At 63.2% G+C, this 25,491-nt stretch carries 21 protein-coding genes, 1 tRNA gene and 1 CRISPR repeat array; of the genes, 15 read left to right on the top strand and 7 right to left on the bottom strand.

Features of this window, described 5'->3' with window-relative positions; translation table 11 throughout:
* Nucleotides 1–23 precede the first annotated feature (23 nt).
* The 4 genes from dctP (at nucleotide 24) to X566_RS11410 (ending at nucleotide 5,555) form a co-directional block, all read left to right on the top strand.
* Entirely contained in the window at nucleotides 24–1,064 is a 1,041-nt protein-coding gene (dctP, locus tag X566_RS11425) for a TRAP transporter substrate-binding protein DctP (RefSeq protein ID WP_051444023.1), read from the top strand.
* 9 nt (nucleotides 1,065–1,073) lie between these two features.
* Nucleotides 1,074–2,303 carry a CaiB/BaiF CoA-transferase family protein gene (locus tag X566_RS11420; protein WP_081740142.1) on the top strand — a complete coding sequence of 410 codons (1,230 nt, stop codon included), beginning with the start codon at nucleotides 1,074–1,076 and terminating at the stop codon, nucleotides 2,301–2,303.
* A 107-nt stretch (nucleotides 2,304–2,410) separates the two neighbouring features.
* The gene (locus tag X566_RS11415) at nucleotides 2,411–3,193 is read left to right on the top strand and encodes an IclR family transcriptional regulator (protein WP_160170464.1); all 783 of its coding nucleotides are present in this window, start codon (nucleotides 2,411–2,413) and stop codon (nucleotides 3,191–3,193) included.
* Between the two features lie 337 nt (nucleotides 3,194–3,530).
* Nucleotides 3,531–5,555: a YgiQ family radical SAM protein gene (locus tag X566_RS11410; RefSeq protein ID WP_152539849.1), complete on the top strand. Its 2,025-nt coding sequence runs from the start codon at nucleotides 3,531–3,533 to the stop codon at nucleotides 5,553–5,555.
* Nucleotides 5,556–5,575: 20 nt separating this feature from the next.
* Here X566_RS11410 and X566_RS11405 read toward each other — a convergent pair whose 3' ends face one another.
* A complete protein-coding gene (locus X566_RS11405) occupies nucleotides 5,576–6,406 on the bottom strand; it encodes a hypothetical protein (RefSeq protein WP_034466292.1) in 831 nt (276 codons plus the stop codon).
* A 283-nt stretch (nucleotides 6,407–6,689) separates the two neighbouring features.
* On the opposite strand from X566_RS11405, the gene X566_RS11400 reads away from it, so the two are divergent.
* Nucleotides 6,690–7,379 carry a hypothetical protein gene (locus tag X566_RS11400; RefSeq protein ID WP_034466290.1) on the top strand — a complete coding sequence of 230 codons (690 nt, stop codon included), beginning with the start codon at nucleotides 6,690–6,692 and terminating at the stop codon, nucleotides 7,377–7,379.
* A gap of 607 nt (nucleotides 7,380–7,986) precedes the next feature.
* A complete protein-coding gene (locus X566_RS24320; RefSeq protein WP_343213081.1) occupies nucleotides 7,987–8,304 on the top strand; it encodes a DUF3320 domain-containing protein in 318 nt (105 codons plus the stop codon).
* Nucleotides 8,305–8,612: 308 nt separating this feature from the next.
* A CRISPR array of direct repeats spans nucleotides 8,613–9,505; the repeat unit is 36 nt; unit sequence GTTGCCGCTAGACCACGATCTCTAACTAGCTATTCT.
* A gap of 72 nt (nucleotides 9,506–9,577) precedes the next feature.
* Here X566_RS24320 and cas2 read toward each other — a convergent pair.
* From cas2 to cas9, 3 genes are read right to left on the bottom strand one after another with little or no spacing between them, the layout of a single operon-like run.
* A complete protein-coding gene (gene cas2, locus X566_RS11385) occupies nucleotides 9,578–9,883 on the bottom strand; it encodes a CRISPR-associated endonuclease Cas2 (protein ID WP_173402585.1) in 306 nt (101 codons plus the stop codon).
* Between the two features lie 29 nt (nucleotides 9,884–9,912).
* Nucleotides 9,913–10,884, bottom strand: a complete 972-nt coding sequence (cas1, locus tag X566_RS11380) for a type II CRISPR-associated endonuclease Cas1 (protein WP_051444020.1) — start codon at nucleotides 10,882–10,884, stop codon at nucleotides 9,913–9,915.
* A 6-nt stretch (nucleotides 10,885–10,890) separates the two neighbouring features.
* Nucleotides 10,891–14,175, bottom strand: a complete 3,285-nt coding sequence (gene cas9, locus X566_RS11375) for a type II CRISPR RNA-guided endonuclease Cas9 (RefSeq protein WP_034466279.1) — start codon at nucleotides 14,173–14,175, stop codon at nucleotides 10,891–10,893.
* 1,024 nt (nucleotides 14,176–15,199) lie between these two features.
* On the opposite strand from cas9, the gene X566_RS11370 reads away from it, so the two are divergent.
* Nucleotides 15,200–15,709 (top strand): hypothetical protein, encoded by a 510-nt coding sequence (locus tag X566_RS11370; RefSeq protein ID WP_034466277.1) that lies wholly within the window; start codon nucleotides 15,200–15,202, stop codon nucleotides 15,707–15,709.
* Nucleotides 15,710–15,795: 86 nt separating this feature from the next.
* Here the strand turns inward: X566_RS11370 and X566_RS11365 are convergent, their stop codons facing one another.
* Nucleotides 15,796–16,893: a DUF3644 domain-containing protein gene (locus X566_RS11365; protein ID WP_244434721.1), complete on the bottom strand. Its 1,098-nt coding sequence runs from the start codon at nucleotides 16,891–16,893 to the stop codon at nucleotides 15,796–15,798.
* 297 nt (nucleotides 16,894–17,190) lie between these two features.
* Here X566_RS11365 and X566_RS11360 point away from each other — a divergent pair, with 297 nt between their 5' ends.
* Nucleotides 17,191–17,529 (top strand): hypothetical protein, encoded by a 339-nt coding sequence (locus X566_RS11360; protein WP_152539848.1) that lies wholly within the window; start codon nucleotides 17,191–17,193, stop codon nucleotides 17,527–17,529.
* Between the two features lie 228 nt (nucleotides 17,530–17,757).
* Here X566_RS11360 and X566_RS11350 read toward each other — a convergent pair.
* Both X566_RS11350 and X566_RS11345 read right to left on the bottom strand, forming a co-directional pair.
* Nucleotides 17,758–17,834: transfer RNA gene (locus tag X566_RS11350), tRNA-Arg, on the bottom strand.
* Between the two features lie 213 nt (nucleotides 17,835–18,047).
* Nucleotides 18,048–19,424: an ATP-binding protein gene (locus X566_RS11345; RefSeq protein ID WP_244434784.1), complete on the bottom strand. Its 1,377-nt coding sequence runs from the start codon at nucleotides 19,422–19,424 to the stop codon at nucleotides 18,048–18,050.
* Nucleotides 19,425–19,859: 435 nt separating this feature from the next.
* Between X566_RS11345 and rpmH the strand changes: the two genes are divergently transcribed.
* The 7 genes from rpmH (at nucleotide 19,860) to X566_RS11310 (ending at nucleotide 25,469) form a co-directional block, all read left to right on the top strand.
* Complete coding sequence (rpmH, locus tag X566_RS11340) at nucleotides 19,860–19,994, top strand: 50S ribosomal protein L34 (RefSeq protein ID WP_006609582.1); 135 nt, start codon at nucleotides 19,860–19,862, stop codon at nucleotides 19,992–19,994.
* A 22-nt stretch (nucleotides 19,995–20,016) separates the two neighbouring features.
* Entirely contained in the window at nucleotides 20,017–20,382 is a 366-nt protein-coding gene (rnpA, locus tag X566_RS11335; protein WP_034466269.1) for a ribonuclease P protein component, read from the top strand.
* A 13-nt stretch (nucleotides 20,383–20,395) separates the two neighbouring features.
* Entirely contained in the window at nucleotides 20,396–22,231 is a 1,836-nt protein-coding gene (yidC, locus tag X566_RS11330; RefSeq protein ID WP_034466267.1) for a membrane protein insertase YidC, read from the top strand.
* A 120-nt stretch (nucleotides 22,232–22,351) separates the two neighbouring features.
* Nucleotides 22,352–23,002 carry a ribosome biogenesis GTP-binding protein YihA/YsxC gene (gene yihA / locus X566_RS11325; protein ID WP_034466265.1) on the top strand — a complete coding sequence of 217 codons (651 nt, stop codon included), beginning with the start codon at nucleotides 22,352–22,354 and terminating at the stop codon, nucleotides 23,000–23,002.
* Complete coding sequence (locus X566_RS11320) at nucleotides 23,002–23,379, top strand: DUF423 domain-containing protein (protein WP_034466263.1); 378 nt, start codon at nucleotides 23,002–23,004, stop codon at nucleotides 23,377–23,379. The genes yihA and X566_RS11320 overlap by 1 nt, the downstream gene beginning before the upstream one ends.
* Nucleotides 23,380–23,526: 147 nt before the next feature.
* Nucleotides 23,527–24,417 carry an acetylglutamate kinase gene (gene argB, locus X566_RS11315; RefSeq protein ID WP_034466258.1) on the top strand — a complete coding sequence of 297 codons (891 nt, stop codon included), beginning with the start codon at nucleotides 23,527–23,529 and terminating at the stop codon, nucleotides 24,415–24,417.
* A gap of 56 nt (nucleotides 24,418–24,473) precedes the next feature.
* The gene (locus X566_RS11310; RefSeq protein ID WP_034468394.1) at nucleotides 24,474–25,469 is read left to right on the top strand and encodes a DUF1036 domain-containing protein; all 996 of its coding nucleotides are present in this window, start codon (nucleotides 24,474–24,476) and stop codon (nucleotides 25,467–25,469) included.
* Nucleotides 25,470–25,491 lie beyond the last annotated feature (22 nt).

The raw sequence follows: 25,491 nt of genomic DNA, 5'->3' as shown, positions 1-25,491 counted from the left end.
AACCAACGAACCGGGAGAGAACCATGACGACAGTCACTTTGAGCAGGCCCGCCGTTTTCGCCGCGGCATGGCTCGCCGTCGGCGCGAGCCCGGCGCTGGCCCAGCAGGCCATCACGCTGCGTCTCGCCGACAGCCTGCCCAACGGCCATGTGATCCATGAGCTGGTCGGCAAACCGTTCAGCGAACTCGTCAGCAAGAAGACCAACGGGCAGGTGACGTTCCAGCACTTTCCGGCCGAGCAGCTCGGCAAGGCGAAGGACATGGCGCAACTGACGGTCGCCGGCGTCGCCGACATCGCCTACATCGTGCCGTCCTATTCGTCCGACAAATATCCGCTGACCGCGGTCGCCGAACTGCCCGGTATCTTCCAGACCGAATGCCAAGGGTCGCTCGCCTTCTACAAGATCTCCCACAATGGCGGCATTCTCGAAACCAAGGAGTTCGCACCCAACCAGCTACGGCCGCTGGTGACGATCGCCCTGCCCGCCTACCAGATCCAACTCGCCAACAGCCGCGTGGTGAAGACCGCCAAGGACCTCGAAGGCCTGAAGATCCGCACCACCGGCGGCGCGATGGACCTGATGATGCGCGCGATCAAGGGCGTGCCGGTCCGCATGGCGGCGCCGGAAATCTACGAGTCGCTCAGCCGCGGCACGCTGGACGGCGCGATCTTCTCCTATCAGAGCTCGGTCTCCTACGAACTCGGCAAGCTCCTGAAGTCCGGCACCGAGGGACTGAACTTCGGCACCGCGATCTTCACCTACTCGATCGGCGAAGCGAAGTTCAAAACGCTGCCCGAGAATGTCCGCAAGGCTCTGATCGAAGCCGGTGAGCAGACCACCCGCGAAGGCTGCAAGCGTTTCGAGGATGGCGAGAAGGCCGCGGCGGAGAAGATCAAGTCGCAGGGCATGAAGGTGATCGAGTTAGGCCCCGAGGACAAGAAGTCGTTCGCGGATGCCTTCAAGGTCGTCGCCGAGGACTGGGTGAAGGACCTCGACAAGCGCGGCAAGCCCGGCACCGAGGTCTTCAAGGCCTTCACCGACGCCGTCAACGCCAACCGCTGAGGCCTATCCGTGACCGCCCGACCGACTGAAGCCCCCGCACGCAAGGGTCCGCTCACCGGCGTCAGGATCATCGACCTGACCAGTGTGATGATGGGGCCCTTCGCCACGATGATCCTCGGCGACTACGGCGCCGACGTCATCAAGGTGGAAAGTCCGGACGGCGACGTGATGCGTCACGCCGCGCCCATGCGCCATCCACGCATGGGCGCGATGTATCTCCAGGGCAACCGCAACAAGCGTTCCATCGTTCTCGACCTGAAGCACGAGCGCGGCCGCGAGGCCCTGCTGCGGCTGTCGGCAACGGCCGATGTGTTCGTGCACAACGTGCGCCCGGCAGCGATGCAGCGGCTACGGCTCGGTGCCGACGACCTGCTCGCGCTCAATCCGCGCCTCGTCTATGCGAGCCTGCACGGATTCGGCGAGACCGGCCCGTATGCCGGCCGGCCCGCCTATGACGACCTGATCCAGGGATTGACCGCGCTGCCGGCGCTGTCGGGACAGATCACCGGCGAGCCACGCTACTCACCGGCGACGATGGCGGACCGCATCGTCGGCCTGAACGCAACGCATGCGATCCTCGCCGCGCTTTTGCATCGCGACCGCACCGGCGAGGGCCAGGCGATCGAAATCCCGATGTTCGAGACGATGGCGCAGTTCGTGCTCGGCGACCACATGGGCGGCCGCAGCTTCGATCCGCCGATCGGCGCACCGGGCTATCCGCGCCTGCTGGCTCCCGACCGCCGCCCCTATCGCACCAGCGACGGCTATCTCTGCGCCCTGGTCTACACCGACAAGCAGTGGACAGCGTTCTTCAGCGCCGTCGGCCTCGCCGACGAGACGCAGCGCGATCCGCGCCTGAAGGACATGGCCGCACGGACCCTGAATTACGACTTCGTCTACAAATGGTTCTCCGAGGTCATGCAAACGCGCAGCACCGCGGACTGGATGGCGCTGTTCGAGCAGGCCGATATCCCCTACGGCACCATGCACGATCTCGACAGCCTGATCGACGATCCGCACCTCGCCGCCGTCGGCCTGTTTCAAGAGATCCAGCATCCGACCGAGGGGACGTTGCGGGTGACCGGACCGGCCGCGACCTGGAGCAAGACGCCGCCCTCGATCCGGCGCCATCCGCCGTGCCTCGGCGAACACAGCGGCGAAGTGCTGCGCGAAGCCGGCTTTTCCGAGGCGGATATCGCCGAGCTCGTCGCCATCGGCGCGCTGTATCAGGGGGGCTGATGGCACCGCGCGCGACGTCCGCAACGCCCAGACGGCGAAAAACCAGCAAAGCCGCGGGCGGAAACGCCGTCTCCGACTCGGCCGCCCCGCGCTCGGTCCATCGAATCATGCGAATCCTCGATGACCTGTGCTCGCGCCCGACCGGCGCGTCGCTGGCGACATTGAGCGACAGCATCGGCACGCCGAAGAGCAGCCTGCTGAACCTGCTGCGCGGGCTGACCGCGAGCCAGCACCTGTCGTTTGTCGATGGACTGTATCAGCTCGGCCCGGAAGCCTATGGCCTGGCCAGTGCGATCACTGCGACGCGGCGCTTTCTCGGGTTCGCCGAGCTCGCCCGGCCCGTGATGCGGCGGATCGTCGATCAGACGCACGAGACCTCCGTCCTGGCGGTGATGTCCACCGACAAACGCTCGGCGGTGTATGTCGAAAAGTTCGAAAGCCCGACCGCGATCCGGTTTTCGGCGACGGTCGGCGACTCGCGGCCGCTGCTATGGTCGGCGGTTGGGCGCGTCCTGCTCGCGTTCCAGGTCGATCACTGGTTGAATGAGTACATGCGAACGGTGAAGATGGTGCGCCATACGCCGCATACCGAGATCAACCGCGCCCGCCTGCGCGCGATCCTGGAAGAGGTGCGCAAGAACCACGTCGCCGCGACCTTCGATCAAGGCACGTTCGGGGTCGCCGGCTTCGCAGCTCCCATCTTCGACAGCTCCGGAACCATCGTCGCGGCGATCGGCATCGCCGCCCCCACCGAACGCGCCAGGGCCAACGCGAACAAACTCAGCAGCACCATTTATGACGCCGGCCGCGAAATCTCCCGCACCATGGGCTACCGGCCGCGTATCCAAGGGAAAGATCAGGTGAAGGACCAAGTGAAGGGCCGAGGCTGACCTCGGAGCGAACACGGCTCTGTGCGGCCGTGACGCCGCTCTGCGCAACAGACACATGACCGACGGAATCTTTGCCGCCTTGAAAGAATGTGCGGCGGAACCGACCACGGCTGCACGCGCCGAGGCCGCCGCCCGAGACTGACCGGCGCGAGCGATATCGATCCACCAAACGCGCCATCTTCCTGTTCGGCTTGGGTTATTTTGCCTGTAGTCCAGTCATGGAATGCGCCTCCGGCGGCAACCTTGGCCGCACGGCGTCGCTCCTGGCGCGGACCGATCGTCAGCCCGCAGCGTCGATCGGTTGAATTTGCGCCGCTGGAGTCTTATGCGTGGCGCCATGACCCTTACTGCTGAAAAGCCCTTGATGTCCTGGCCGCGCCACCGGACGCCTTCCGCCAATCCGGCTCCGTTCCTGCCGATGAGCCGCGCCGAGATGGAGGCGCTCGGCTGGGACGCCTGCGACATCGTGCTGGTGACCGGCGACGCCTATGTCGACCACCCGAGCTTCGGCATGGCGATCATCGGCCGACTGCTCGAGGCACAGGGCTTCCGCGTCGGTATCATCGCGCAGCCGGACTGGCATTCGGCCGAGCCGTTCAAGGCGCTGGGCAAGCCACGGGTGTTCTTCGGCGTCACCGGCGGCAACATGGACTCGATGGTGAACCGCTACACGGCGGACCGGCGGCTGCGCCACGATGATGCCTACACGCCAGGCGGCGCGGGCGGCGGCCGGCCGGACCGCTGCACCATCGTCTACGCCCAGCGCTGCCGCGAGGCGTTCAAGGATGTTCCGATCGTGCTCGGCGGCATCGAGGCGTCGCTGCGCCGCATCGCCCACTACGACTACTGGTCGGAGAAAGTGCGCCGTTCGGTGCTCGCGGATGCCAAGGCCGACCTGCTGCTCTACGGCAATGCCGAGCGTGCGGTGGTCGAGGTGGCGCACCGGCTCGCGGCCGGCGAAGCGCCGCACGATCTCGACTCCATTCGCGGCGTCGCGCTGTTCCGCAGCGTTCCCGATCACTTCACCGAGCTGCATGCCGATGACCTCGACTCCGCCGACGAGGGCGCCGGCCGTCACGCCGGCGACGCCGTGATCCGGCTGCCGGCCTGCGAGCAGGTCGAAACGGACCGCGAGGCCTATGCCCGCGCCTCGCGCGTGCTGCATCGGGAGAGCAATCCCGGCAATGCGCGGGCGCTGGTCCAGCGCCATGGCGATCGCGACCTGTGGCTCAATCCGCCGCCGATCCCGCTGACATCCGACGAGATGGACGCCGTCTACGACCTGCCCTATGCCCGCGCGCCGCATCCCTCTTACGGAGATGCCAAGATCCCGGCCTGGGACATGATCAAGTTCTCGGTGACGATCATGCGTGGCTGCTTCGGCGGCTGCACGTTCTGCTCGATCACCGAACACGAAGGCCGCATCATCCAGAACCGTTCGGAAGGCTCGATCCTGCGCGAGATCGAGCGGATCCGCGACAAGACGCCAGGCTTTACCGGCGTGATCTCCGACATCGGCGGACCGACCGCCAACATGTACCGGATGGCCTGCAACGATCCGAAGGTCGAGGCGCTGTGCCGGCGGCCATCCTGTGTGTTTCCCGATATCTGCCCGAACCTGAACACCTCGCACGACGACCTGATCCGCCTCTACCGCAAGGTGCGCGAGGTGAAGGGTGTCAAGAAGGTGATGGTCGCCTCCGGCGTGCGCTACGATCTCGCGGTGAAGAGCCCGGAATATGTGCAGGAGCTCGTCACACACCATGTCGGCGGTTATCTGAAGATCGCGCCCGAGCACACCGAGCGCGGGCCGCTCGACAAAATGATGAAGCCGGGCATTGGCGCTTACGATCGCTTCAAGACGATGTTCGAAGCCGCCGCGCGGCAGGCCGGTAAGAAATACTACCTGATCCCGTATTTCATCGCGGCGCATCCCGGCACCACCGACGAGGACATGATGAACCTCGCGCTCTGGCTGAAGAAGAACCGCTACCGCGCCGATCAGGTCCAGACCTTCCTGCCCTCGCCGATGGCGACCGCCACCGCCATGTACCACACCGGCGTCAATCCGCTGCGCGGCGTGCGGCGCGGCGCGAGCGACAAGGTCGAGGCGATCAGGGGATTGCGGCAACGCCGACTGCACAAGGCATTCCTGCGTTATCACGACCCCGACAACTGGCCGATCTTGCGCGAGGCGCTGAAACAGATGGGCCGCGCCGATCTGATCGGCTCACGCCCTGATCAGCTCGTGCCGGCACATCAACCGCCCGGCACCGGCAAGGCCGCCGGCACGCGGCGGCCGGTGCGCGGCAGCGGCCGGACCCAGCGCTTCACCACCAAAGGCGTCCCGCTGCGAAAGTAAACCTCGAAACGACGCCGCGCTTAACCGGGCGGCACGGCGGACGCCGTCGGCGCCGCGAGACATTCGCTGGCGCAAGCCGGCGCGCGGCCAAGCACCTCGGACAGCGCGGCACCGTTCTTAGGCTCGCACAGGAAGCGGATATAGTCGCGGTCGTTCTTGCCGAAGGCGGGAATGCCGCACGACGACGCCAGCACGCCCTCCGCCTGCTTCCACAGGGTCTGAACCACATGCTTCGGCCCCGGGCGCAACAGGCGCTGCCAGGTCGACGCCTGACTCTTCTGCGCCGTCTCGGCGTAGCTCATGACGAAGGTCATCATCGCCGCAAGGCCGTCGCGATGATCGACGTCGCGGTCGCGCCGACGCAGGGAGACGAGGCTGACCGCCGCATTGAGATCGTGGCTGTAGGCGTTCAGCTCGTCGAGCAGATACAGCAGGTCATCCTTGGACGATGCTCCGCCCGGCCGCAGATAGGTCTGCACGTAGATATCCTGAGGTTTGAATTTCCCGGCGATCTCCTTCGGCGCGAAGAATTTCGAGACCTCGTGCGGACGGCGAACGACGCTGCCATCGATGAGCGGATAGCCGTCGCGCTCCTCGGTCAACAGATGCACCGTCTCATGGACACCGGTCGCGAGCCCGAGCTGGACGTCATCACAGGTCAGCCAATGCAAGAATTGCTTCTTGTCGCTGACCGCCTCGTAGATCGCGTAACCCCGCGGAGCGAGGCGCTGCAGATTGGCGAGCGCGGCTGCATGGCAATCGGTTCGCCCTGACTGAGGCGCGGCCGACGCAGTCTGGATAGCGCTCGTCGCGATGAGAGCGCTGACCGCTGCATAGAAGAATATTCGCATGAAAATTCCCTGCCCCCGGGCGCCCCTTCCCACGGAGCGTAAGGCATGCCGAGACAATTTGCCGATAGAACGGCGCGATTGAGGCTAAATATTTGTTGAATCGAATTTCAAAACAAAGTTCCGGCATGAACCGGACGCTAAGAACGACACTCTTTTTCGGGCCTAACAGTTCGTTCCGCGGGTTTCCGATGCGAAACCCGTTGCGGCCCTTGAGCTTTTTCTACGTGCCTCCGATGGGACCGGCGGAGGCAACGTGGTCACCGGCCCTTAAGGAGCTCATACCATGACGTTGACGATCAAGTATCTCGTCGGATTGTCCGCGGCCGCTCTGCTCAGCACCTCGTTTGCGGTGCTGCCCGCAACCGCCGAAAAACGACCCATCTCCTCGACGAAGGTACATACATCCTACAAATACCACAACAAGCAACGGGTTCAAAACGTCACGCGCTACCGTGACATCAACCGAACGAGGTACGTGACGCACACCAAGCGCATCGTCAACGTCACGCGCGTTCAGCCGATTACCCGGCTGAATGTCGTAACCCGCGTCCATAACCGGACTGCCGTCCTGCGTGAAAACCAGCACATGGCGCAGACGCGCATGATGCCGACACGCACGATCACGACCGGCCAGACCCGGCACATCGCGCATAACACGGCACGACCGAGCACCAGCACGGTGTATCGCTACCACACGGTCAACAAGGTCCGTAACGTCACGCAATACAAGGACGTCAACCGGACGCGTTACGTGAAGCACATCAACCGTGTCGTCAACGTGACGCGGGTGCAGCCCGTGAAGCGCGTCAACATCGTGACGCGCATTCATGACCGCACCGCCGTCCGCAACCGCACTGTGCATGTCGCCCAGACCCGGATGCTGCCGACGAAGACGATCAGGACCAGCAAGGTGATGCAGTTCAACCATGCTCCGAAGGCGTGGAAGAGCGATCGGAAAATGTCGGCGCTCTGATTACACGGTGCAATGATCGCAACGGCCGGTCCCGCCGGAGCTGCTTCGGGTTCGACCGCGAAGTGTCTCGGGCGGGGCCAGCCCGACCCGCCTCGCCGCCCCGTTGGATTGTCAATCGCAAGCCGACCGCTGCCTCTCCACGTCGCCGCCATGGCGTGCGGGAGATCGATCGGCTGGATCGATTGCAGCTATCGAATCGACACGGCTAGCCGGGCTTCGGCACGCACGCTTATCGTCGCTTCCCCAACGCATCGTCGCGATCACGCCAGATCCGATCTGACGCAATCAGGTCTATCTCACGCAGTGACGCGATGGAGGGGCCGTGGTGGCGATCTGCGCTGTTCTTGGTTCAAGGGCGCATCCGTAGCGTTGCACCGCCCTCTTGCTAAAGGCTGGTTGAACCATTGGCCAGCTGATCGCTGGATAGGTCAACCGCGTTTGAACGCGAAGAGCTGCCGAATGGCTCTGCGGAAATCGATGCAAGGAAATTGCCTTGCTGTCGAACGCGGAGCACCCGCTGAAGGTTTTCGTTGTAGCGGACCTATCAACCATCAAAGCCGATCCGGATTGCTTTTTTGACCTCTCCTACCGACCGACCCTTCAGGCAATGGTCGATATTGTGATGGCAGCGGAAGCGCCGGTTCGAGAGGACGCGCTTGCTCAGCGAGTCGCGAGAGCCCATGGCTGGCTTCACACCGGCGCACGCATCCGCGATCAAATTACCCATCATCTAAAGGAACTGGAAGGAACTGGATCGCACCGAGGAAGCATCCGGAACATTCCTTTGGAAGCCTGGCACCGTCAGTTCACGTGTGCCATTTCGAAAGCCGCAAGGTTTGCGGCATCGACGGAACCACGGGGGGATTGCTGTGGCCGAGCTCACCGACTTCGTGCTCTCCAACCCCATCGTCTTGGACGAAGATGATCCACCGTTGAAATATGCCCGTCTTCTGCAAGTCGAGAGGCTAACCGCGCCATCACGAGAACGTCTTCAGGAAGCGATGCGCGGGCACGAACACTTGGAGCACATGAGTCGCGCGTCTGAGAACTGAACCATTGCCCGCACGACCTTCCTTTCACCTAGCTGCAGCCTGAGTTAGGCACGTCCAGATAATCGCATTAAGACAGATGCCAGGTCGTTACGTATGGCGAAGTAGGTCCGGCGGACACCCTCTCCGGTCACAATCTCTAACTAGCTATTCTGATCGCACTGTTGAACAACTTCGACGCAAAGTTGCCGCTAGACCACGATCTCTAACTAGCTATTCTGAAGCCTGGTGTCCTCATCGCGTATCTCGGGTTGCCGCTAGACCACGATCTCTAACTAGCTATTCTGCAGATAAGAAGACCCTCGTCGTGTTCCATGTTGCCGCTAGACCACGATCTCTAACTAGCTATTCTCCGCAGCAACAAGCGGCGCGGTGCCAACAAGTTGCCGCTAGACCACGATCTCTAACTAGCTATTCTAATGCGATGATCACATCCAACGTGAAAATTGTTGCCGCTAGACCACGATCTCTAACTAGCTATTCTCGACCTGGAGCGCTCAGCAAGCGTGTCTTTGTTGCCGCTAGACCACGATCTCTAACTAGCTATTCTTCCATCCGAGATTGAGCAGGTGCTCGCATCGTTGCCGCTAGACCACGATCTCTAACTAGCTATTCTCGATATCTGGTTTTACGAACAGCCTGCGCGTTGCCGCTAGACCACGATCTCTAACTAGCTATTCTAAGCCGGCGCTCGATGTGCTCGACACCGCGGTTGCCGCTAGACCACGATCTCTAACTAGCTATTCTTTCGCGCTGATATGCTTGAAGTCTTCTGCCGTTGCCGCTAGACCACGATCTCTAACTAGCTATTCTGCCGCTCGGACCCTCGCCTCTTGCAAAACGGTTGCCGCTAGACCACGATCTCTAACTAGCTATTCTGATAAAGATGGGATCGAACTGCGAGACTGTGTTGCCGCTAGACCACGATCTCTAACTAGCTATTCTTTGCCGGAGGCCAGCCCGCGATTGCGGTGAGTTGCCGCTAGACCACGATCTCTAACTAGCTATTCTGCCTCCTGGAAGGCCTCTTCTGCGCTTGTCGTTGCCGCTAGACCACGATCTCTAACTAGCTATTCTCGGTGTGCTCGGATCCCTTTGTAATCAAAGGCGATTCGGGTGCCCGAGCAAGCTCTGAAATCCCGATTTCGCTCAGAACAACGCGAGCTGATCCGGATTTTTCCTTTGGCGCCTGCGTCGTTGGCCGGAGAAGCGGACGATGTTTTCATACTGTCGGTCCGTAAAGGTCAGGACATGGACATCGCCGCGCGCCGGGAGATGCGCCTCGATACGGCGCATATAGGCCTCAAACTGCTCCTTGCCGTTGCAGAAGCGAGCATAGACCGAAAACTGGCTCTTCTCGAAGCCCTCATCGAGGAGATACTGGCGAAACTTCGTCGCAGCACGGTTCTCCGCTTTGCTGGACACCGGCAGGTCGAACATCACGAAGATCCACATGAGCCTGTAACCGCTGAGCTGGGTGATGGTCATGGCGCCGGCTCCGGCGCGGAGACAGGACGAGCATCCTCCGTCGGTCCGGGGACTAATCGGTCGAGCCCTGCAATCTCGATCGGCGTCGGCGGATGCGGCAGCACAAGCGCTGCCGCATCGCCCGTCTCGAAGGCCCGCGCCAGCGATAACGCCAGACGCTGCGCCGCGACGGTCACCGTGGTAACCCCCTCGGCGCCGTTAAGATCAACCGCAATCAGCCCGGCAAACGCCCGCTTGCTTATGGGCTCGACAGTGTGGAAACCCTTCGACGCCAACCGCAGCGCCAGCGCATCGACCAGCGGACGGAACGGCTCGACGAGATCATCGGCAAGGGCAAAAGCGTTGCCACGGTTTGCATGATGAATGCCGATCGAAGGATGCAGCCCAGCCGCCACCACCGAGCGCGCGATCAACGAACGCAGAATCGTATAGCCGTAATTTAGCGGCCCATTGATATCGGCGGCGGTGCGGTCGCGCCGGAATTCCGGTCCCATCAGCAATGGCCAATAGCGGCGCGCGGCCTGTGCTTCGATGTTGTCAGGATCGCCCGAGCGCACCTTGCGGAGCAACAGGTCGAGCGCCGCACGTTCCTTGCCGTGCGCCTCCAACACGGCAGCCTGCCAGCGCAGCTTGGCGATGACGACGCGGCTCCACAGCTGCTTGGCGAGCGGACGTCCCGCCTCCCACTGCGCGCGCATCCGCGCATTCTGGCCGTGATGCCCATCGAGCGGCAGAAAGACACCGACCGGCGCGTGATTGGCCCCGCATAACACCAATGGCGCGCCGCGTTCAGCCAACGCCACGGCAAGATTGGTGCTCCAAGTCACGCCATGGGCGTGGACGATCACTGCCATCACATCGTCGAGCGGGACGCGACCAACCTCCTGCTTGTCCTCGCTAACGATGAGAAAACCGCGATGCGCAGAAAGGTGCCGGCCGTCACTTGCGATATCAACGACCCGCTCCATGGTCTGCTACTCGCTTGACCGTCGGCTGCGGACCGCGAAGCCAGGATCGAAGACCCGGCCGAGCTCGTCGATGCGCACCTGCCGCGCCTTCCAGCGCTGTAGTGAACTGGGCGAACCATAGACATATTTGAACGGGTCGTTCTTGTCGGCATCACGGGCCTTCAGACTGCCGGCTTCCTGCGGCGGCGCCAGCGCCAAGGAGCCCGCAGAGAATTTGACGACGCGCATCAGTTCGGGTCCGTTTTCGCGTTCGATCGCAATCACATCGTTCTGCCGCACCGACAGCACCTTGCGCGCGGTCGGGTTTCCCGCGCGGATCGGCGACGTCCAGTTCGGCCGGTGCGCTTCGAACATCGAGACGACTTCGTCCTTCCACTTGCCGGTCTTCAACTCCCAAATATCGAAACGGTAGTTGGAATCACCTTTGTAGGCCTTGTAGGGGCGACCATCGCGATCCCGAATGGGGATTACCGAGAGCGGCTCGGTCACACGAATGCGGCGCAGTCCGGGGTGCGAACGTGGCCCGCGCTCGGGGTCACCGAAGCTGCGCATCGCCTGCTCGAACGCGCCGCCTTCCTTGCCGGCCGCCCAGGCTTTCAGCTTCTGCTTCAGGTCGTCGTCGCGGATCGCATCGAGATCGGCGGACTTCTTGAATGCGGATAGCGGCTTGCGGGTCACAACGATATCGAGGCCGCGCGCATCCTTCTCACCGGTGAGCCCATAGGCCGTCTCATTGTGCAGACGGCCAGCGGTCGCGTCCTTGTCCTTCGCCCGTCCAGCCTTGCTCGCGGTGCCGTGGTCGGGCCGATGACTGACGGTGATGGCGCGCACCGCACGTCCAACCTCGTCGGAGAAGCCTTCCCAGGGTTCGGGAATGCTCGCGACAAGACGGCCGGCAGCCTCATGACCTTCCTTGCCGGACTCACGCGCGATGCGGTTGAGCATGGCGCGATCCGCCAGCGCGACGACGATGGCATCGATCGCGTGATGACGATGGTCCTTGCGGTTCTTCGGCTGATTGGCAGCGCCTGCGATGTTGTGGTCCGGCAGATGGTGGTTGAGGCTCCACGCCCGCCGCAGCATCTCCGTCAACCGGCCAGGCGAGACCCAGACATGGCCTGAGCCCTCGCCGGTCTCTGGATAAAGCGCCGAAAGATAGGACCGAGCCAGCCGCGACAGATGTTGGGTATCGGTGAGATGGCGGGCAAGGAAACCGCCTTGCGCATCAAAACGATTGGCCGCGTCCGGCTCGAAACGCCAGCGCTTTTCTCTGGGCAGGCGTGCAGCGCGGGCAGCGATCGCCTCCCACCCCGCGTCAGGTCCGAAATGGGCGCGCAGATCATCCCGAGCCTCCCAAGGCGTACGCTGGCGCTTGATGCGATTCACCTCGCGCAGGCAGAGGATGCGGTTGCCATTGGAATCGTCGAGCGAAACGCTGAAGGGCAGAATGTGATCGACCTCGGCCGCGCCTGAAAACAGCATGTCGATCGAGATCACACGCCCGGTATAGACACATCGCCGGTCGAGCACGTTTTCGGGGTTGAGCTCCTCCCAGAGCTTCAGCAATGCCCGGTTGCCGCCCTTATCCGCCTGGCCGATGTTCCGCAGCTTTTGCGAACGTTTCTCGGCCGCCTTGCGGTTCTCGCGATTGCGGGTGTTGATCTCCTTTTTGCGGTCATCACTCAGCTTGAGCTCGCGGGCGAGCTCAATCGCAATCTCCTGTGGCTGCCCGTAGCGACGCATCAATGCGTTGACGACCCGGCGCAGCTGATTGAGGCCGATATGCACGGTCGGATTGGTCAAGCGGCCAATGCGCAAGGCGTCGTCCGTCTCATTCGGGTCGGCGGTGCCCGGCACGATATGACGTTCCAGCACCGCGCCATAATAAGGCAGCGCCGGATTGCCTTTCTTGTCCGTCCAGACCTGCCCGTCGCGAAGGTCGGAGTGATGGCCGAGCCCAGCCCGTTGCACAGCCTCGCTGTAAACGATCACCTCCTGCTCCAACGCAGCGATCAGCTTCCGCGTCGCGGTCTCGCCGAAACGGCCGTAGCCCTCGGGCAGGTTCGCCGCCGTCACGGCCTTCGCCTGCTCCTGCGCCAGCCCGTGATCGTCGCGCAGCCACGCTTCGAAATCATCCGCATCCGCATCGCTTTCGAGCCCGCGCAGACGCTCGATCACCTGCGCTTGCGCCTCAGCGCTCATGCCGAGCCAGACTTTTCCGAAGCGGCTCTTGTGAGCCATCTCGGCGGCAATCTCGTCGCCGATCATGTCCTCGCGGTTGTCGCTTTCCTTGTTGAAGCGCGCATCCGGATCGAGTTTTAGCGCCTTGCGCAGAGATTCGTAGGCCGCTTTCTTGCGCTGGTTGAGCTTGGAGAGCAGTGCGTCGCGCTCCGCTTTTTCGAGCGCCCGCGTTTCTTTGCCGGGCAGCACGATCCGCAGCGCATTGACCTCTTCCAACAGCCGCCGCCGCTGAAACAGCGGATGGGCCTTCGGCAGCCTCTTCTCCGGCGGCAGAAGCGTGCAGAAGCCGATCTTCGGCTGCTTCAATGGCCGCTGGTGAAAGATGATCTCGTAGAACTGCGCACGCCGCTCCTCGGTCAACGCCTCGGGATGATGGCTGGTCTGCGCTTCCCAGATCGCCTCGAACTCCTCCTCCAAGGTCTGGCGGTCCGGATAGAAGTCGTAGACATCGCTGGCCTTGCCGTCCTCTGCCGCGAGCGTGACGATGCGCGTGCGGACATGCGGGATCGCGTTCGGATCGGAAGCAGCAGCCCGGCGCTTATGCAGGAATTCTCCGAGCGTCCGCGCGTCCGCGTCACGCATCTGCTCATATAGCCGCGCAACGCCGATCCTGATCTTGCCGGTATCGTCGTTCTTGCCGCGATCCGTCTTGCGGTTGGATTTGAAGCCCCGACGCTGATTGAGGTGGAACAGCGCCCGCCCGAGATGAGCGAGCGGCAGCGCCTCATCGAGCGCGCGCGCCCGGAGCTCGTACGGATCGAGCGCGGAAAGCGCCTTGCGTTCGCTTTCGTCGGCCGGAAAGAACCCGGCCTGTGTCAGATACTTGATCAGCGCCGCCTGCCGCTGCTTGAAACGATCCCGCCGCCGCCGCATGGCCCGTGCATCACGGCGCGCTCCGGCAAGAGACGCCCCCGATTTCGGCTCGCGGCCATCCGAGAAGATGCGAGAGCCTGCCACCTCGATACGATCAGGTTCGCCGCTGGCGTTGAGCCGGACCACCGCCCAGCCGAGCGAGTTGGTACCAAGATCGAATCCGACGCGATACTTCATGATTATGGCCCCTTAGACATTCCCCCGCATCGAACTTATTTCGGGCGGCCTTAGAGTCCAGGTTCATGTTGTCGCGCTGATCTCCGCCCGCCTCTGTTACCTTCCGACGAAAAATATCTTTCCGGCACGCCTGGGGTCCGCAAACAGAACTTGACGGGCAAACCGAGAGCTCTAAGATGATCTCCATAGAGATCGTGGTCTGGCTGTTAACAAGCGGTCATGTCCGCACCAGATAAGGGCGGCGCTCCGGCGCTGCCTTTTTTGTTGGCCCGTGCGTGGATGGGATCTTCGAGCGACATCCGCTGTCATCGAAGGGCCGGCGCGCTGACTGACAAGCAGCCTCACTGACGGTGAGGTCGATCGCGAACAGCATTCGTGAGCCTTATGCTTATTTGCGCTGCCAAACAGCAGTGCGGTCATCGTCGCGGGTGCAAGGCCGATCCGTCAAGGCAAGAACTCCGCCGCCCTCAAGACGCTCCTGCTCCGAAGTGGACAGGCCAACGAGCTCCTTCGCGACGCGACAGCAAGGGTTGACGTAGCCTTCTTGAAACCTGGCTATCGGCCATGGACTGAAACTTGGCCATGGACCGACATCATCACGCCGGCCACTCTGACCTCTCCCGGCAACAACTGCGATCGTGTGATCGCCGTCCATGCGCAAGGCCTTCTCGGAACGGGAGATGGGCTCAGGTCGCGGTTTCATACAGGAAATGGCGCCCCAGCGTGGATGAAACTGATAACTACGTCTCCGCTGGGGCACTATGATGTTGTAGCCGTCAACGCGCGAGTGTCGCCGAGAGCATCCGACGCTCGCCAAAAGCTACTACGACCAACTGCAGATCGCTCTATCGCAGTTACGTCGACTGTGCGGAGAAAGGGAAGATCGATCATGCCTCTTGGCTGACCTTCGAAAAATCCGCTTCATGGCTCTATCTTCACGAGCCCGAGTGGACGGAACTCTCTGTGGCCAAGCCTACTGCTCCGCAATCGCAGGGCCGGGTGGATAACTTCAGCGCAGGTGCCGATGATTGACTATGTCACAGGCGATATTTTCACTCGCAGCCCGCCGACGCAGACGCTCAAGGGATGGGATCCCTTCTGGGACTGCGTTGGCATTCTCTTCCATTTCCAGAATTCTGACGTCGCGGACGGAGATGAGGAACTCCCGGAATGGCGCCTGTACTGGGTAGCTGGGGTCGCACTCCTGAGGACTATCGGCCATGTCTTGGCAAAGGTCGACGCGAAATCCTCCACTGAGCATTCCCAAGCGATTGGCAACCTGTGGCAGCGATTCAACTCAGATCGCGAGGGTTCGTGGATATTCTGGGAGTTCATCGAGAAGGAGAGGAATAACCTTCTGAAAACGTACTCGTTTGGCGCCAAGCTTGTACCAGATGAGGATGGGTATCACGTGGAGTTCGCGGACGGTAAGGACGCGTTCCAGCTGTTTCGCCAAGCCGTCTATTGGTGGCGGCACCAGCTCATAGAGCTTGAAGACACTCTCTCCCAGGACCGCGCAATCATCGGGCCATGAGTCGGGTGCGCACATGGTCCACCCACTTGTCGTACCACCACCAGTCGCCCGGCCGGAGTTCGACACCGAACTTGTGGGCGGGGTTCTTAGCGTCGGCCGCTTTCCAGAGGAGTTGATGCGCGTGCTGGTTGAAGTCGGGATGACCCTCTGAAGTCGGGATGACCCTCTCGCTGCATGAGCTCGATGATATCCTTCGGTTTGTACTTCTTACGCTCTGACTCCTTGACCAGCACTCGGGCGATCTCCTGCCCCTCCGCCGAGTCCGGTCGGATGAACTCGATGACCTGGTCGGCCTTACCCTTAGAATTGACCGACCGCTCCACGTAGGCGACGCGATAAGCGTACTTCGGGTCGCGGATCACAGCCTCCGGCAGGCCATCTTCATAGGCGGTGTGCGCTGCGATCAAATGCGCCGGCAGGTCTGTTTCCTTCAGCAAGAGATCGCGCTGCGACTTGGCGATGCCAGCGAATTGCAGGGCGAGGCCGAGTTCGCGGTCCAGACCGTATTCAGCCCCGAACATTGCCTTCAGCGCCGCGTTGAAGTTCAAGCAGCAGGCTTGGAGCTTAGCACTAATCAGGTCGTCAATGCGGCGCGTCATCTGGTGTTCGATTTCGTGGCGGATCTCGATCAGGAACTTGAGGTTCGCCTTGGCCGCCTCGTCAAGCGGGCAGGCGGCGTCGCCCAGGCAATGCTCCAGCTCCCAATGCTTGTCGGCGCCATGGCGAGTCTTCAGGACGTCCCCCGTGCGCCGGTCCCGGTGCCGGTAATCGACGCCGACGCGTTTGAAGTGGGCGTGCATCAGATAGGTCCAAGCGATCACCGCCGTGACGATGAACACCTCGGACTTAAAGTGGGCCCGCGGGTTATTGAACCCTTGGACCGCATGCAGCATCGCCTCGCGCGCCTTGATCAGCAGTTCGTCCCCGATCAGGTGCAGGCCGTTGCCGTCAACGTTGGGCCAAGCCTCGAGGAACGCGGCCAGCTCCTCGGCGCTTGCAGGCGCGATGCCGGTATGGGTCTTCCTATCGCGAATGTCCTTGATCCGCCCGTGATTGATGGAGCGGGTTGGCCGCGTGAAGTACGCCAGGATATCCTGGTCGTTCTTCCGAGGGGGTGTCGCTATCATCGCTTTGATGATCGCTACCTCCCAGCGTTCGAGCCGATTGTTGGGATTCTTCGCCATGGCCCTAATCTACACAGGATAATGCCAAGCTGACATGCTCAATCAACGATTGCGGTGCCCGTAGATGTTCACACCCGACCTTACGAAGGCGCAGCTTCGCGACCTTATCGACGGCATGTCCGAACTTCATCTGGCCCGGTTTCTCTATTGCCAGGAGATGGCCGGGACGTACTTGGCCGTGGGCAAGTTCGAAGACATGCTGATCAGTGCGATGCACATGTGCGACCGCGTGAGGCTCGAAAAAGTGCTGGGCGCGGACTCGGAGCGTTGGGCGCAGTCGCTTCGAAGAGGGCTCTGTTGCAAGGATCGACCCTCGGGTCGCTCATTAAAATCCTCAAGCGGCACGATGTCGCCGAGGCCGACATCCGCTATCTGACGTGGATTAAGGACAAGCGGGACTACTTCATCCATCGCCTTTTTCACGAGGGCGCGTGGCCGGGTGATCTCGACGTGGAGAGTTGCCGCCTAATGAGCCGGCGCCTGCTCGCCATCCAACTCTGGCTGTCGCGGGCGGAGCGGAACATCTGGTCGATCTTCGAACGCGCTGGCTTTGTCGCACTCAACCGACTGGGTGACGGCAGCCTACTGGCGAGCAATTTGGGCATTTACGATCTTAAGCTAAGGGGAATCGAATGAAGTCCACGTGGAACGCCGCGGACCGCAGGGGCAAGTTCCGCTTTATGGTCACGTCTGGACGTCCGTTCCAGGCGCTTGATCACTATCAATGCATTGGCGACCCGTCGAAGGGCAATGCACCGATGCGAACGCCGAATGCCACCGAGCACCGCTTCTCATACGACGATGAATTTCCTTCGGCGTAGTCCCGCTTAACGGATCGCAGAAAATCGTAGATTCGGCGGGGTTTGGCGCGCCCGGAACGATTCGAACGTCCGACCCTCAGATTCGTAGTCTGATGCTCTATCCAGCTGAGCTACGGGCGCGTTGTCGCTTGGAAGGCCCTGAAGTCCAAGGCCGGAAAGCGGGCTGACGGCGTGGCGCCGAAAGCGGGCCATAGCTAACGGCTAAACTCCGGATTGGCAAGGCATTCGGACGGCGAACTGACGCTATTCTGTCATCAAGCCGGCCGGATTCTCGCCCCGGCCATCCCGCCCCGGCGCGAAGCCGGCGAAAACGCCGGCAAAACCCGCAAATCCTCAGGCGCTGGCGCGCTCGCTGCCGCGCGGCGCATGCAGTTCCACCGGCCGGTCGGGAATCTCGATCCGGAAGGTCGCGCCGATGTTGCTGTCCACCAACCGGATCTGCCCGCCATGGGCCCGCACCAGCTCGGCGGCGATGGTGAGGCCGAGCCCGGTGCCGCCCGGCCTGGCCGAGCTCTGAAACGCCTCGAACAGGTGTTCGCGCGCCCTTGGCGGCACGCCCGGTCCGTTATCGGAGATTTCGATGATGCTGACGATCCCTTCCCGCTTGGCGAGCATCCGGATCTGGCTCCCGGTCGCCTCGTCGGGGGCGCGCTGCTCGAGCGCCTGCGCCGCGTTGCGCGCCAGATTCAGCAGCACGCGAAACAGCTGATCCGGGTCGGCGTCCACCGTCATGCCGCGCTCGATATGGCTGACCCAGGCGATTGCGGTGTCGGCGGCGAGCCCGAGCGATTCGCGCACCTCCGCGGCGATCGGATCGAGCGCGACGATGCGGCGGTCGGGTGCGGCCTCCTGCGCCCGGCCATAGGAAAGAGTGGATTGGCAGAACGCGATCGCCCGTTCCAGCGAGCGCACGAGCTTCGGCGCGAACCGCTGCACGCGCGGATCGGGCACGGTGGCGAGCTGGTCGGAGATGAGCTGCGCCGAGGCCAAGAGGTTGCGCAAGTCATGGTTGATCTTGGACACCGCAAGGCCCAGCGCCGCGAGCCGGCTCTTCTGATGCAGCATCGACACCAGGTCGTGCTGCATGTCGGCGAGTTCACGCTCGGCCTGGCCGATTTCGTCGGCGCGATCGGTCGGCGTGATGATTCGCGCCGGGTTCTCCGGTTCGGCGTGGAAGGCGACGAGGTTGGCGGTGACACGCCGCATCGGCCGCACGAACAGGTAATGCAGCGCGAGATAGATCAGCCCCGCGGTCAGAATCGAGATGCCGAGCGACGACAGCAGCAGGTTGATCGAGAAGCGATACATCGAGCGGCGCAGCGGCTGCTCGTCCACCACCACCTCGATGAACTGCCCGCCGGCGGAGGTGGGGCCGACGATGCGAATCGAGCCTTCCGCCTTGGTCAGCATCATCTCGAACGCATCGTAGATCGCGGTGCCCATCATCATCGTCCGCATATCGACGTCGCGCTCGACCGGCATCGGCATGTCGGCGATCGCCAGCAGCCGCCGCTGCTGGCCGTGCTTGATGGCGACGGCGCGCGCGCCGATGCTGTCCAGGATCTGCCGCGCCAGCGAATCGGGAACCATGCCGCTCGGCGCGGCATCGAGCACCAGCGCCGCGGTGTTGGCGGCCGCCAGCCGGTCATTCAGCCGATTCTGATAGAAATTGGCGATCGACGGTACGTAAACGAGCACTTCGGCGATCATCACCAGGGGAATGGTCAGCAACAGCAGCTTGCCCGATAGACCGAGCCGCCGCCATGACAGGAATCTCACCCTGCGGGGAGCCCTCTCCCCATTACCGTCCTGCAAGAGTGACATCGCGTCGACCCTGAGCCCCTTATCGCCGCTCGTGCCGCACCGGCCCGGCGAATCCCCCAACCCTCCCATTCACGGACAAAGGCGGCGAACCCGCGGCGGTTTCCTTAAATATAAGTAAGGCTTTCCGACTTTGCCGCTTTTTGCGCGAGCGCGGCAATCCGGAATAACGCTGTTCGATTGACGAAAACCGCCCTCTCCCGTATAAGCCGCGCCAACTGTCCCGTGATCGTCCGGCTTCGCCCTCTCGGCTGAATTTTGGCTGAAACCACAGGGACTTAATCTCACACTCAGGCAATTTAGCCGGCCAGCGGAGTACGACCCGTGAAGCGGACCTATCAACCCAGCAAACTCGTGCGCAAGCGCCGCCATGGCTTCCGCGCCCGCCTCGCCACCACCGGCGGCCGTAAGGTTCTGGCCGCCCGTCGCGCCCGCGGCCGCAAGCGCCTGAGCGCCTGAGCCGAACCAAGGCCTATTTCCGATGGATCGACTGAGGCAGCGGGCTGATTTTCTGGCCGCTGCCGCAGGAGTCCGCTTCTCGGCTCCGGCCTTCACCGTTCAGGCCCGCACCCGCCGCGATCCTGGTCCCGTCCGGATTGGCTTCACCGTCTCCAAGAAGGTTGGAACGGCGGTGGAGCGTAATCGCGTGCGGCGCCGGCTGCGCGACATGGTGAGGCGAAATGGCCTCTCTTTTATGCGGCCCCATTGCGATTATGTGCTGATCGGCCGGCGGGCGGCGCTCAGCCGGGGCTTCGAGACCATGCTGCAAGATTTCGAGACCGCGCTGACGCGGCTCGATCGACAATTAACGAAGCGCGCGACCGCAACGCCGCAAGCCGCGGGCTGAACCGAGACACCGGATGAACGATCACCGCAATACGATTCTCGCTGTCATCTTGTCCGGCATCGTGCTGATCGCCTGGCAGTATTTCTTCGTCGTGCCGCAGATGGAGAAGCAGCAGGCCGCGCAAAAGGCGCAGCAGCAGGTGCAACAGCAGGCGCAAGCGCCCAACACGCCGGCGCCGGATGCGGGCCAGGCGCCCCAGCCCGGCACCACTCCGGCGCAGCCGAGCCAGCCGTCGCAGCAGCCGTCGCCGACCACCTTCGTCTCGCGTGATGCAGCGCTTGCCGCCGCGCCGCGGGTGAAGATCGAAACGCCGCGCGTCTCCGGCAGCCTGTCGCTGAAGGGCGGCCGCATCGACGATCTCTCGCTCACGCAATATCGCGTCACCGTCGATCCGAAGTCGGCGCCGATCACCCTGCTCTCGCCATCCGGCTCGCCGCAGCCCTACTACGCCGAATTCGGCTGGGTCGGCGCCAGCGGAACCAGCGCGAAGCTTCCCGACGCCAACACCGAATGGAAGCAGGAAGGCTCCGGCACGCTGACCGCGACGACGCCGGTGACCCTGACCTACGACAACGGCGAGGGCCTCACCTTCCGCCGCACCATCACCATCGACGACAACTACCTGTTCACCATCAAGGACGACGTCACCAACAATGGCTCGGCGCCGGTGACGCTGTACCCGTTCGCGCTGATTTCGCGTCACGGCACCCCGCATGTCGAAGGCTTCTACATCCTGCACGAGGGCATGATCGGCGTGCTCGGTGATCAGGGCCTGCAGGAGGTGACGTATAAGGTTGCCGACGAGAAGAAGTCGCTCTCCTTCAAGGTCACCAACGGCTGGCTCGGCCTGACCGACAAATACTGGGCGGCGACGCTGCTGCCCGACACCACCGCAAATCTGCAGGCGCGCTTCTCCTCCACGCCGGTCGGCACCTCCAAGAACTATCAGGCGGACTATCTGCTCGATGCGCAGACGATCGCGCCGGGCGCCACCGGCACTGCCGGCGCGCGGCTGTTCGCCGGCGCCAAGGAAACGCCGCTGATCGACGCCTATGACAAGCAGCTCAAGCTCAACCGCTTCGAGCTGCTGATCGACTGGGGCTGGTTCTACTTCATCACCAAGCCGATGTTCTGGGCGATCGACTACCTGTATCGCCTGGTCGGCAACTTCGGTATCGCGATCCTGCTGGTGACGGTGCTGATCAAGCTGATCTTCTTCCCGTTGGCCAACAAGTCCTACGCCTCGATGGCGAAGATGAAGAATGTGCAGCCGGAGATGATGGCGCTGCGCGAGCGCTATCCCGACGACAAGGTGAAGCAGCAGCAGGAAATGATGGCGCTGTACAAGCGCGAGAAGATCAATCCGGTCGCCGGCTGTCTGCCGATCCTGATCCAGATTCCGGTGTTCTTCGCGCTCTACAAGGTGCTGTTCGTCACCATCGAAATGCGGCACGCGCCGTTCTTCGGCTGGATCAAGGATCTGTCCGCGCCCGACCCGACCAACCTGTTCACCCTGTTCGGCCTGATCCCCTACGATCCGAGCCAGGTTCCGGTGCTCGGCCATTATCTGGTACTCGGCATCTGGCCGATCATCATGGGCATCACGATGTGGGTGCAGATGAAGCTCAATCCGGCCCCGCCGGATCCGACCCAGAAGATGATCTTCGACTGGATGCCGCTGATCTTCACCTTCATGCTGGCCTCGTTCCCAGCCGGTCTCGTGATCTACTGGGCCTGGAACAACACGCTGTCGGTGATCCAGCAGGGCATCATCATGAAGAAGAACGGCGCCAAGATCGAACTGTTCGACAACATCAAGTCGACCTTCGCGCGAAAACCACAGAGTTGACGCTGCAGCCAGCATCAAGATCGCAAAGCCCTCGCCGCACGCGAGGGCTTTTTCGTTTCGCGCCTGGCTTGCTGCACGCGAAAGGGTGCATCGCCGCCGCATCGGTGTTAAGAGGCCCGCATGAGCCAAGACTTCTCTGACGATGCGATCGAGCACGCCCGGCGCATCTTCGCCGGCGACTGGCAGTTCATCGCCGCGGCCGCCACCATCGACATCCTGCCGCCGATGGGCGGCATTGAGCTCGCCTTCGCGGGCCGCTCCAACGTCGGCAAGTCGAGCCTCATCAATGCGCTCACCGGCCGCAACGCGCTGGCGCGCACCTCGCATACGCCCGGCCGCACCCAGGAGCTGATCTTCTTCGAAGGGCCGCCGAAGTCCGGCCTGCGCCTGGTCGATATGCCTGGCTACGGCTATGCATCCGCGCCGAAGACCAAGATCGCCGCCTGGACCGAGCTGATCCACCGCTACCTGCAGGGCCGCGCTACCCTTGGCCGCGTCTACGTGCTGATCGACAGCCGGCACGGCTTCAAGGACGTCGATCTCGACATCCTCAAGACCTTCGACCGCGCCGCCGTCAGCTACCAGATCGTGCTGACCAAGGCCGACCAGGTGAAGGCCAGCGACCTGCAGGCACGGATTGCCGAGACCACCGCCGCGCTGACCAAGCATCCCGCCGCCTACCCTTCCGTCATCGCCACGTCATCCCGCAACGGCACCGGCATGCCGGAACTGCGGGCGGCGATGATGCAACTCGTCGCGGAGCGAAGCTGATGCGTGGCGCCTGCAAACTGCTCGCCGCGCTCGCCGCCCTGATGGGCGCAGCCGGCGTCGTTCTCTCGGCCCTCGCCGCCCATCAGGCCCATGCGGAGAGCCTTGCGCCGGCAGCGACGCTGTTGCTGCTGCACGCGCTGGCGGTGATCGGTGCCGTGCTGCTCGCCGAGCAGACGCTGGCGCAGCGCCATCTCGGCCTGCTCGCGGCCGCTGGTTTCGTGCTCGGCGCCGCCCTGTTCTCCGGCACCATCGCGCTGCGCCAATTCACCGGCCATAGCTTCTTCCCGATGGCGGCACCGACCGGCGGCACGATCTTGATCGCGAGCTGGCTCGCCCTCGCCATTGCCGCCGCCTGGCCGCAGCGCGCGGCAGACTAGTTCAGCCCATCGGACATGACCGGCGCGGGACACCGCATGCACGGCCCGGCGGGATGACCGGCTTTGCGCCGGTGCGGGGATCGGCTAGAACCGCGCCTGCACGTTTTCCGTTCCGCCCCGCATCGCCGCCAGCAGAGATTCCGCTCCATGACGGACCCCATCGCTCCCGCCGACCAGGCCCGCATCCTCTCCGAAGCGCTGCCGCACATGCAGCGCTATGACGAGGAAACCATCGTCATCAAGTATGGCGGCCACGCCATGGGCGAGGAGAGCCTGGCGCGGCAGTTCGCCCGTGACATCGTGCTGCTGGAACAGACCGCCATCAATCCGGTGGTGGTGCATGGCGGCGGTCCGCAGATCGCCTCGATGCTGAAGCGCCTCGGCATCAAGTCGGAATTCGCGCAGGGCCTGCGCATCACCGACGCCGCCACCATCGAGATCGTCGAGATGGTGCTGGCCGGATCGATCAACAAGCAGATCGTCGGCTACATCAACGAGGCGGGCGGCAAGGCCGTCGGCCTGTGCGGCAAGGACGGCAACATGGTGGTCGCCGAGAAGGCGACCCGCACCATGATCGACCCCGATTCCAACATCGAGAAGATCATCGACCTCGGCTTCGTCGGCGAGCCGCAGAAGGTGGACCTGACGCTGCTGAACCAGCTGATCGGCTACGAGCTGATCCCCGTGCTGGCGCCGCTCGCCGCCTCGGCGGACGGCGAGACCTTCAACGTCAACGCCGACACGTTCGCCGGCGCTGTCGCCGGCGCGCTGAAGGCGAAGCGGCTGCTGCTGCTGACCGACGTGCCGGGCGTGCTCGACAAGTCAAAGACGCTGATCCCGGAACTGTCGATCAAGGACGCCCGCCGTCTGATCGCCGACGGCACCATCTCCGGCGGCATGATCCCGAAGGTCGAGACCTGCATCTACGCGCTGGAGAAAGGCGTCGAGGGCGTCGTCATCATCGACGGCAAGACGCCGCACGCGGTGCTGCTCGAACTGTTCACCAACCACGGCATCGGTACGCTGATCCACAAGTGATCGCCCGCAGCCAACCCGGCGCGTCCGTCGCAGACCTCCTCAGAGGCGCGACGGCGCTGTGCGCCGGTGCCTTCGCGATCCTCGGTGCGAGCCTCGCCTCCGTCAGCCCCGCGCGCGCCGATCTCAAGCTCTGCAATCGCATGAGCTACGTGGTCGAGGCTGCGATCGGCATCGACGACAAGGGCGCGACCGCCACTCGCGGCTGGTTCCGGATCGATCCGGCGCAGTGCCGCGTGGTCGCCCAGGGCAACATCAATGCCGATCGCCTGCTGCTGCATGCGCGAGCGCTCGCCGTCTATGGCGCCTCGCCGACCCCGCAGAACGGCTCCGACACCCTGTGCATCGCCCAGGGCAACTTCGTCATCGCCGCCGCCCGCAACTGCCGCAGCGGCCAGACCGCGGCCGCCTTCTCCGAGGTCAAACCGGCTCTGGACGCGGACGGCCACACCGTCGCCTATCTCGCCGAGGGCGCTGAATACGACGACGAGCAGGCGCGGCTCGCGGCAATCCAGCGGCTGCTGGTGATCGCCGGCTACGACGCGGCCCCGATCGACGGCGTCGACGGGCCGAAGACCCAGAACGCGCTCGGCAAGTTCCTGCGCGACCGCAGCCTGTCCGCGGAGACGGTGAATGCGCCGACCTTCTTCGACACCATGATCGCCGCCGTGCAGGCGCCCTCGACGCACGGACTGACCTGGTGCAACGACACTCCGCACCGGGTGATGGCAGCGATCGGCGCCGATGACGGCAAAGCGATCGTCACCCGCGGCTGGTACCGCATCGAGCCGGGCAAATGCCTGCACCCGGACATCGCGGGGCAGCCGAAGCGCATCTTCAGCTTCGCCGAAGCGGTCGATGCCGAGGGCCGCGGCATTGCGGTGGCCGGCAAGCCGTTGGTATGGGGTGGCCCGACCACGCTCTGCACCCGTGACAGCAAGTTCGAGATCAACGAGCAGGGCGATTGCGGAACGCGCGGCTTCGCATCCACGGGTTTCGGCTCCGTCGATCTGGCTGGCGAGGACGGCAAGACGCTGCGCCTGACAATGCCGTGACGAGGATGCGGCACACGCGGGC

It is taken from the genome of Afipia sp. P52-10 (genome assembly GCF_000516555.1).
GTDB lineage: Bacteria > Pseudomonadota > Alphaproteobacteria > Rhizobiales > Xanthobacteraceae > P52-10.
This window is presented reverse-complemented; position numbering and strand designations above follow the sequence as displayed.

Excerpts from the sequence above, each read along its gene's own strand:
- argB (WP_034466258.1), top strand. The coding sequence starts at position 23,527 with ATGACGGACCCCATCGCTCCCGCCGACCAGGCCCGCATCCTCTCCGAA.
- X566_RS24320 (WP_343213081.1), top strand. The coding sequence starts at position 7,987 with ATGGTCGATATTGTGATGGCAGCGGAAGCGCCGGTTCGAGAGGACGCG.
- yihA (WP_034466265.1), top strand. The coding sequence starts at position 22,352 with ATGAGCCAAGACTTCTCTGACGATGCGATCGAGCACGCCCGGCGCATC.
- X566_RS11320 (WP_034466263.1), top strand. The coding sequence starts at position 23,002 with ATGCGTGGCGCCTGCAAACTGCTCGCCGCGCTCGCCGCCCTGATGGGC.
- X566_RS11415 (WP_160170464.1), top strand. The coding sequence starts at position 2,411 with ATGCGAATCCTCGATGACCTGTGCTCGCGCCCGACCGGCGCGTCGCTG.
- cas1 (WP_051444020.1), bottom strand. The coding sequence starts at position 10,884 with ATGGAGCGGGTCGTTGATATCGCAAGTGACGGCCGGCACCTTTCTGCG.
- yidC (WP_034466267.1), top strand. The coding sequence starts at position 20,396 with ATGAACGATCACCGCAATACGATTCTCGCTGTCATCTTGTCCGGCATC.
- cas9 (WP_034466279.1), bottom strand. The coding sequence starts at position 14,175 with ATGAAGTATCGCGTCGGATTCGATCTTGGTACCAACTCGCTCGGCTGG.
- X566_RS11370 (WP_034466277.1), top strand. The coding sequence starts at position 15,200 with ATGATTGACTATGTCACAGGCGATATTTTCACTCGCAGCCCGCCGACG.
- X566_RS11410 (WP_152539849.1), top strand. The coding sequence starts at position 3,531 with ATGACCCTTACTGCTGAAAAGCCCTTGATGTCCTGGCCGCGCCACCGG.
- X566_RS11405 (WP_034466292.1), bottom strand. The coding sequence starts at position 6,406 with ATGCGAATATTCTTCTATGCAGCGGTCAGCGCTCTCATCGCGACGAGC.
- dctP (WP_051444023.1), top strand. The coding sequence starts at position 24 with ATGACGACAGTCACTTTGAGCAGGCCCGCCGTTTTCGCCGCGGCATGG.
- X566_RS11365 (WP_244434721.1), bottom strand. The coding sequence starts at position 16,893 with ATGGCGAAGAATCCCAACAATCGGCTCGAACGCTGGGAGGTAGCGATC.
- rnpA (WP_034466269.1), top strand. The coding sequence starts at position 20,017 with ATGGATCGACTGAGGCAGCGGGCTGATTTTCTGGCCGCTGCCGCAGGA.
- X566_RS11345 (WP_244434784.1), bottom strand. The coding sequence starts at position 19,424 with ATGATCGCCGAAGTGCTCGTTTACGTACCGTCGATCGCCAATTTCTAT.
- X566_RS11400 (WP_034466290.1), top strand. The coding sequence starts at position 6,690 with ATGACGTTGACGATCAAGTATCTCGTCGGATTGTCCGCGGCCGCTCTG.
- cas2 (WP_173402585.1), bottom strand. The coding sequence starts at position 9,883 with ATGTGGATCTTCGTGATGTTCGACCTGCCGGTGTCCAGCAAAGCGGAG.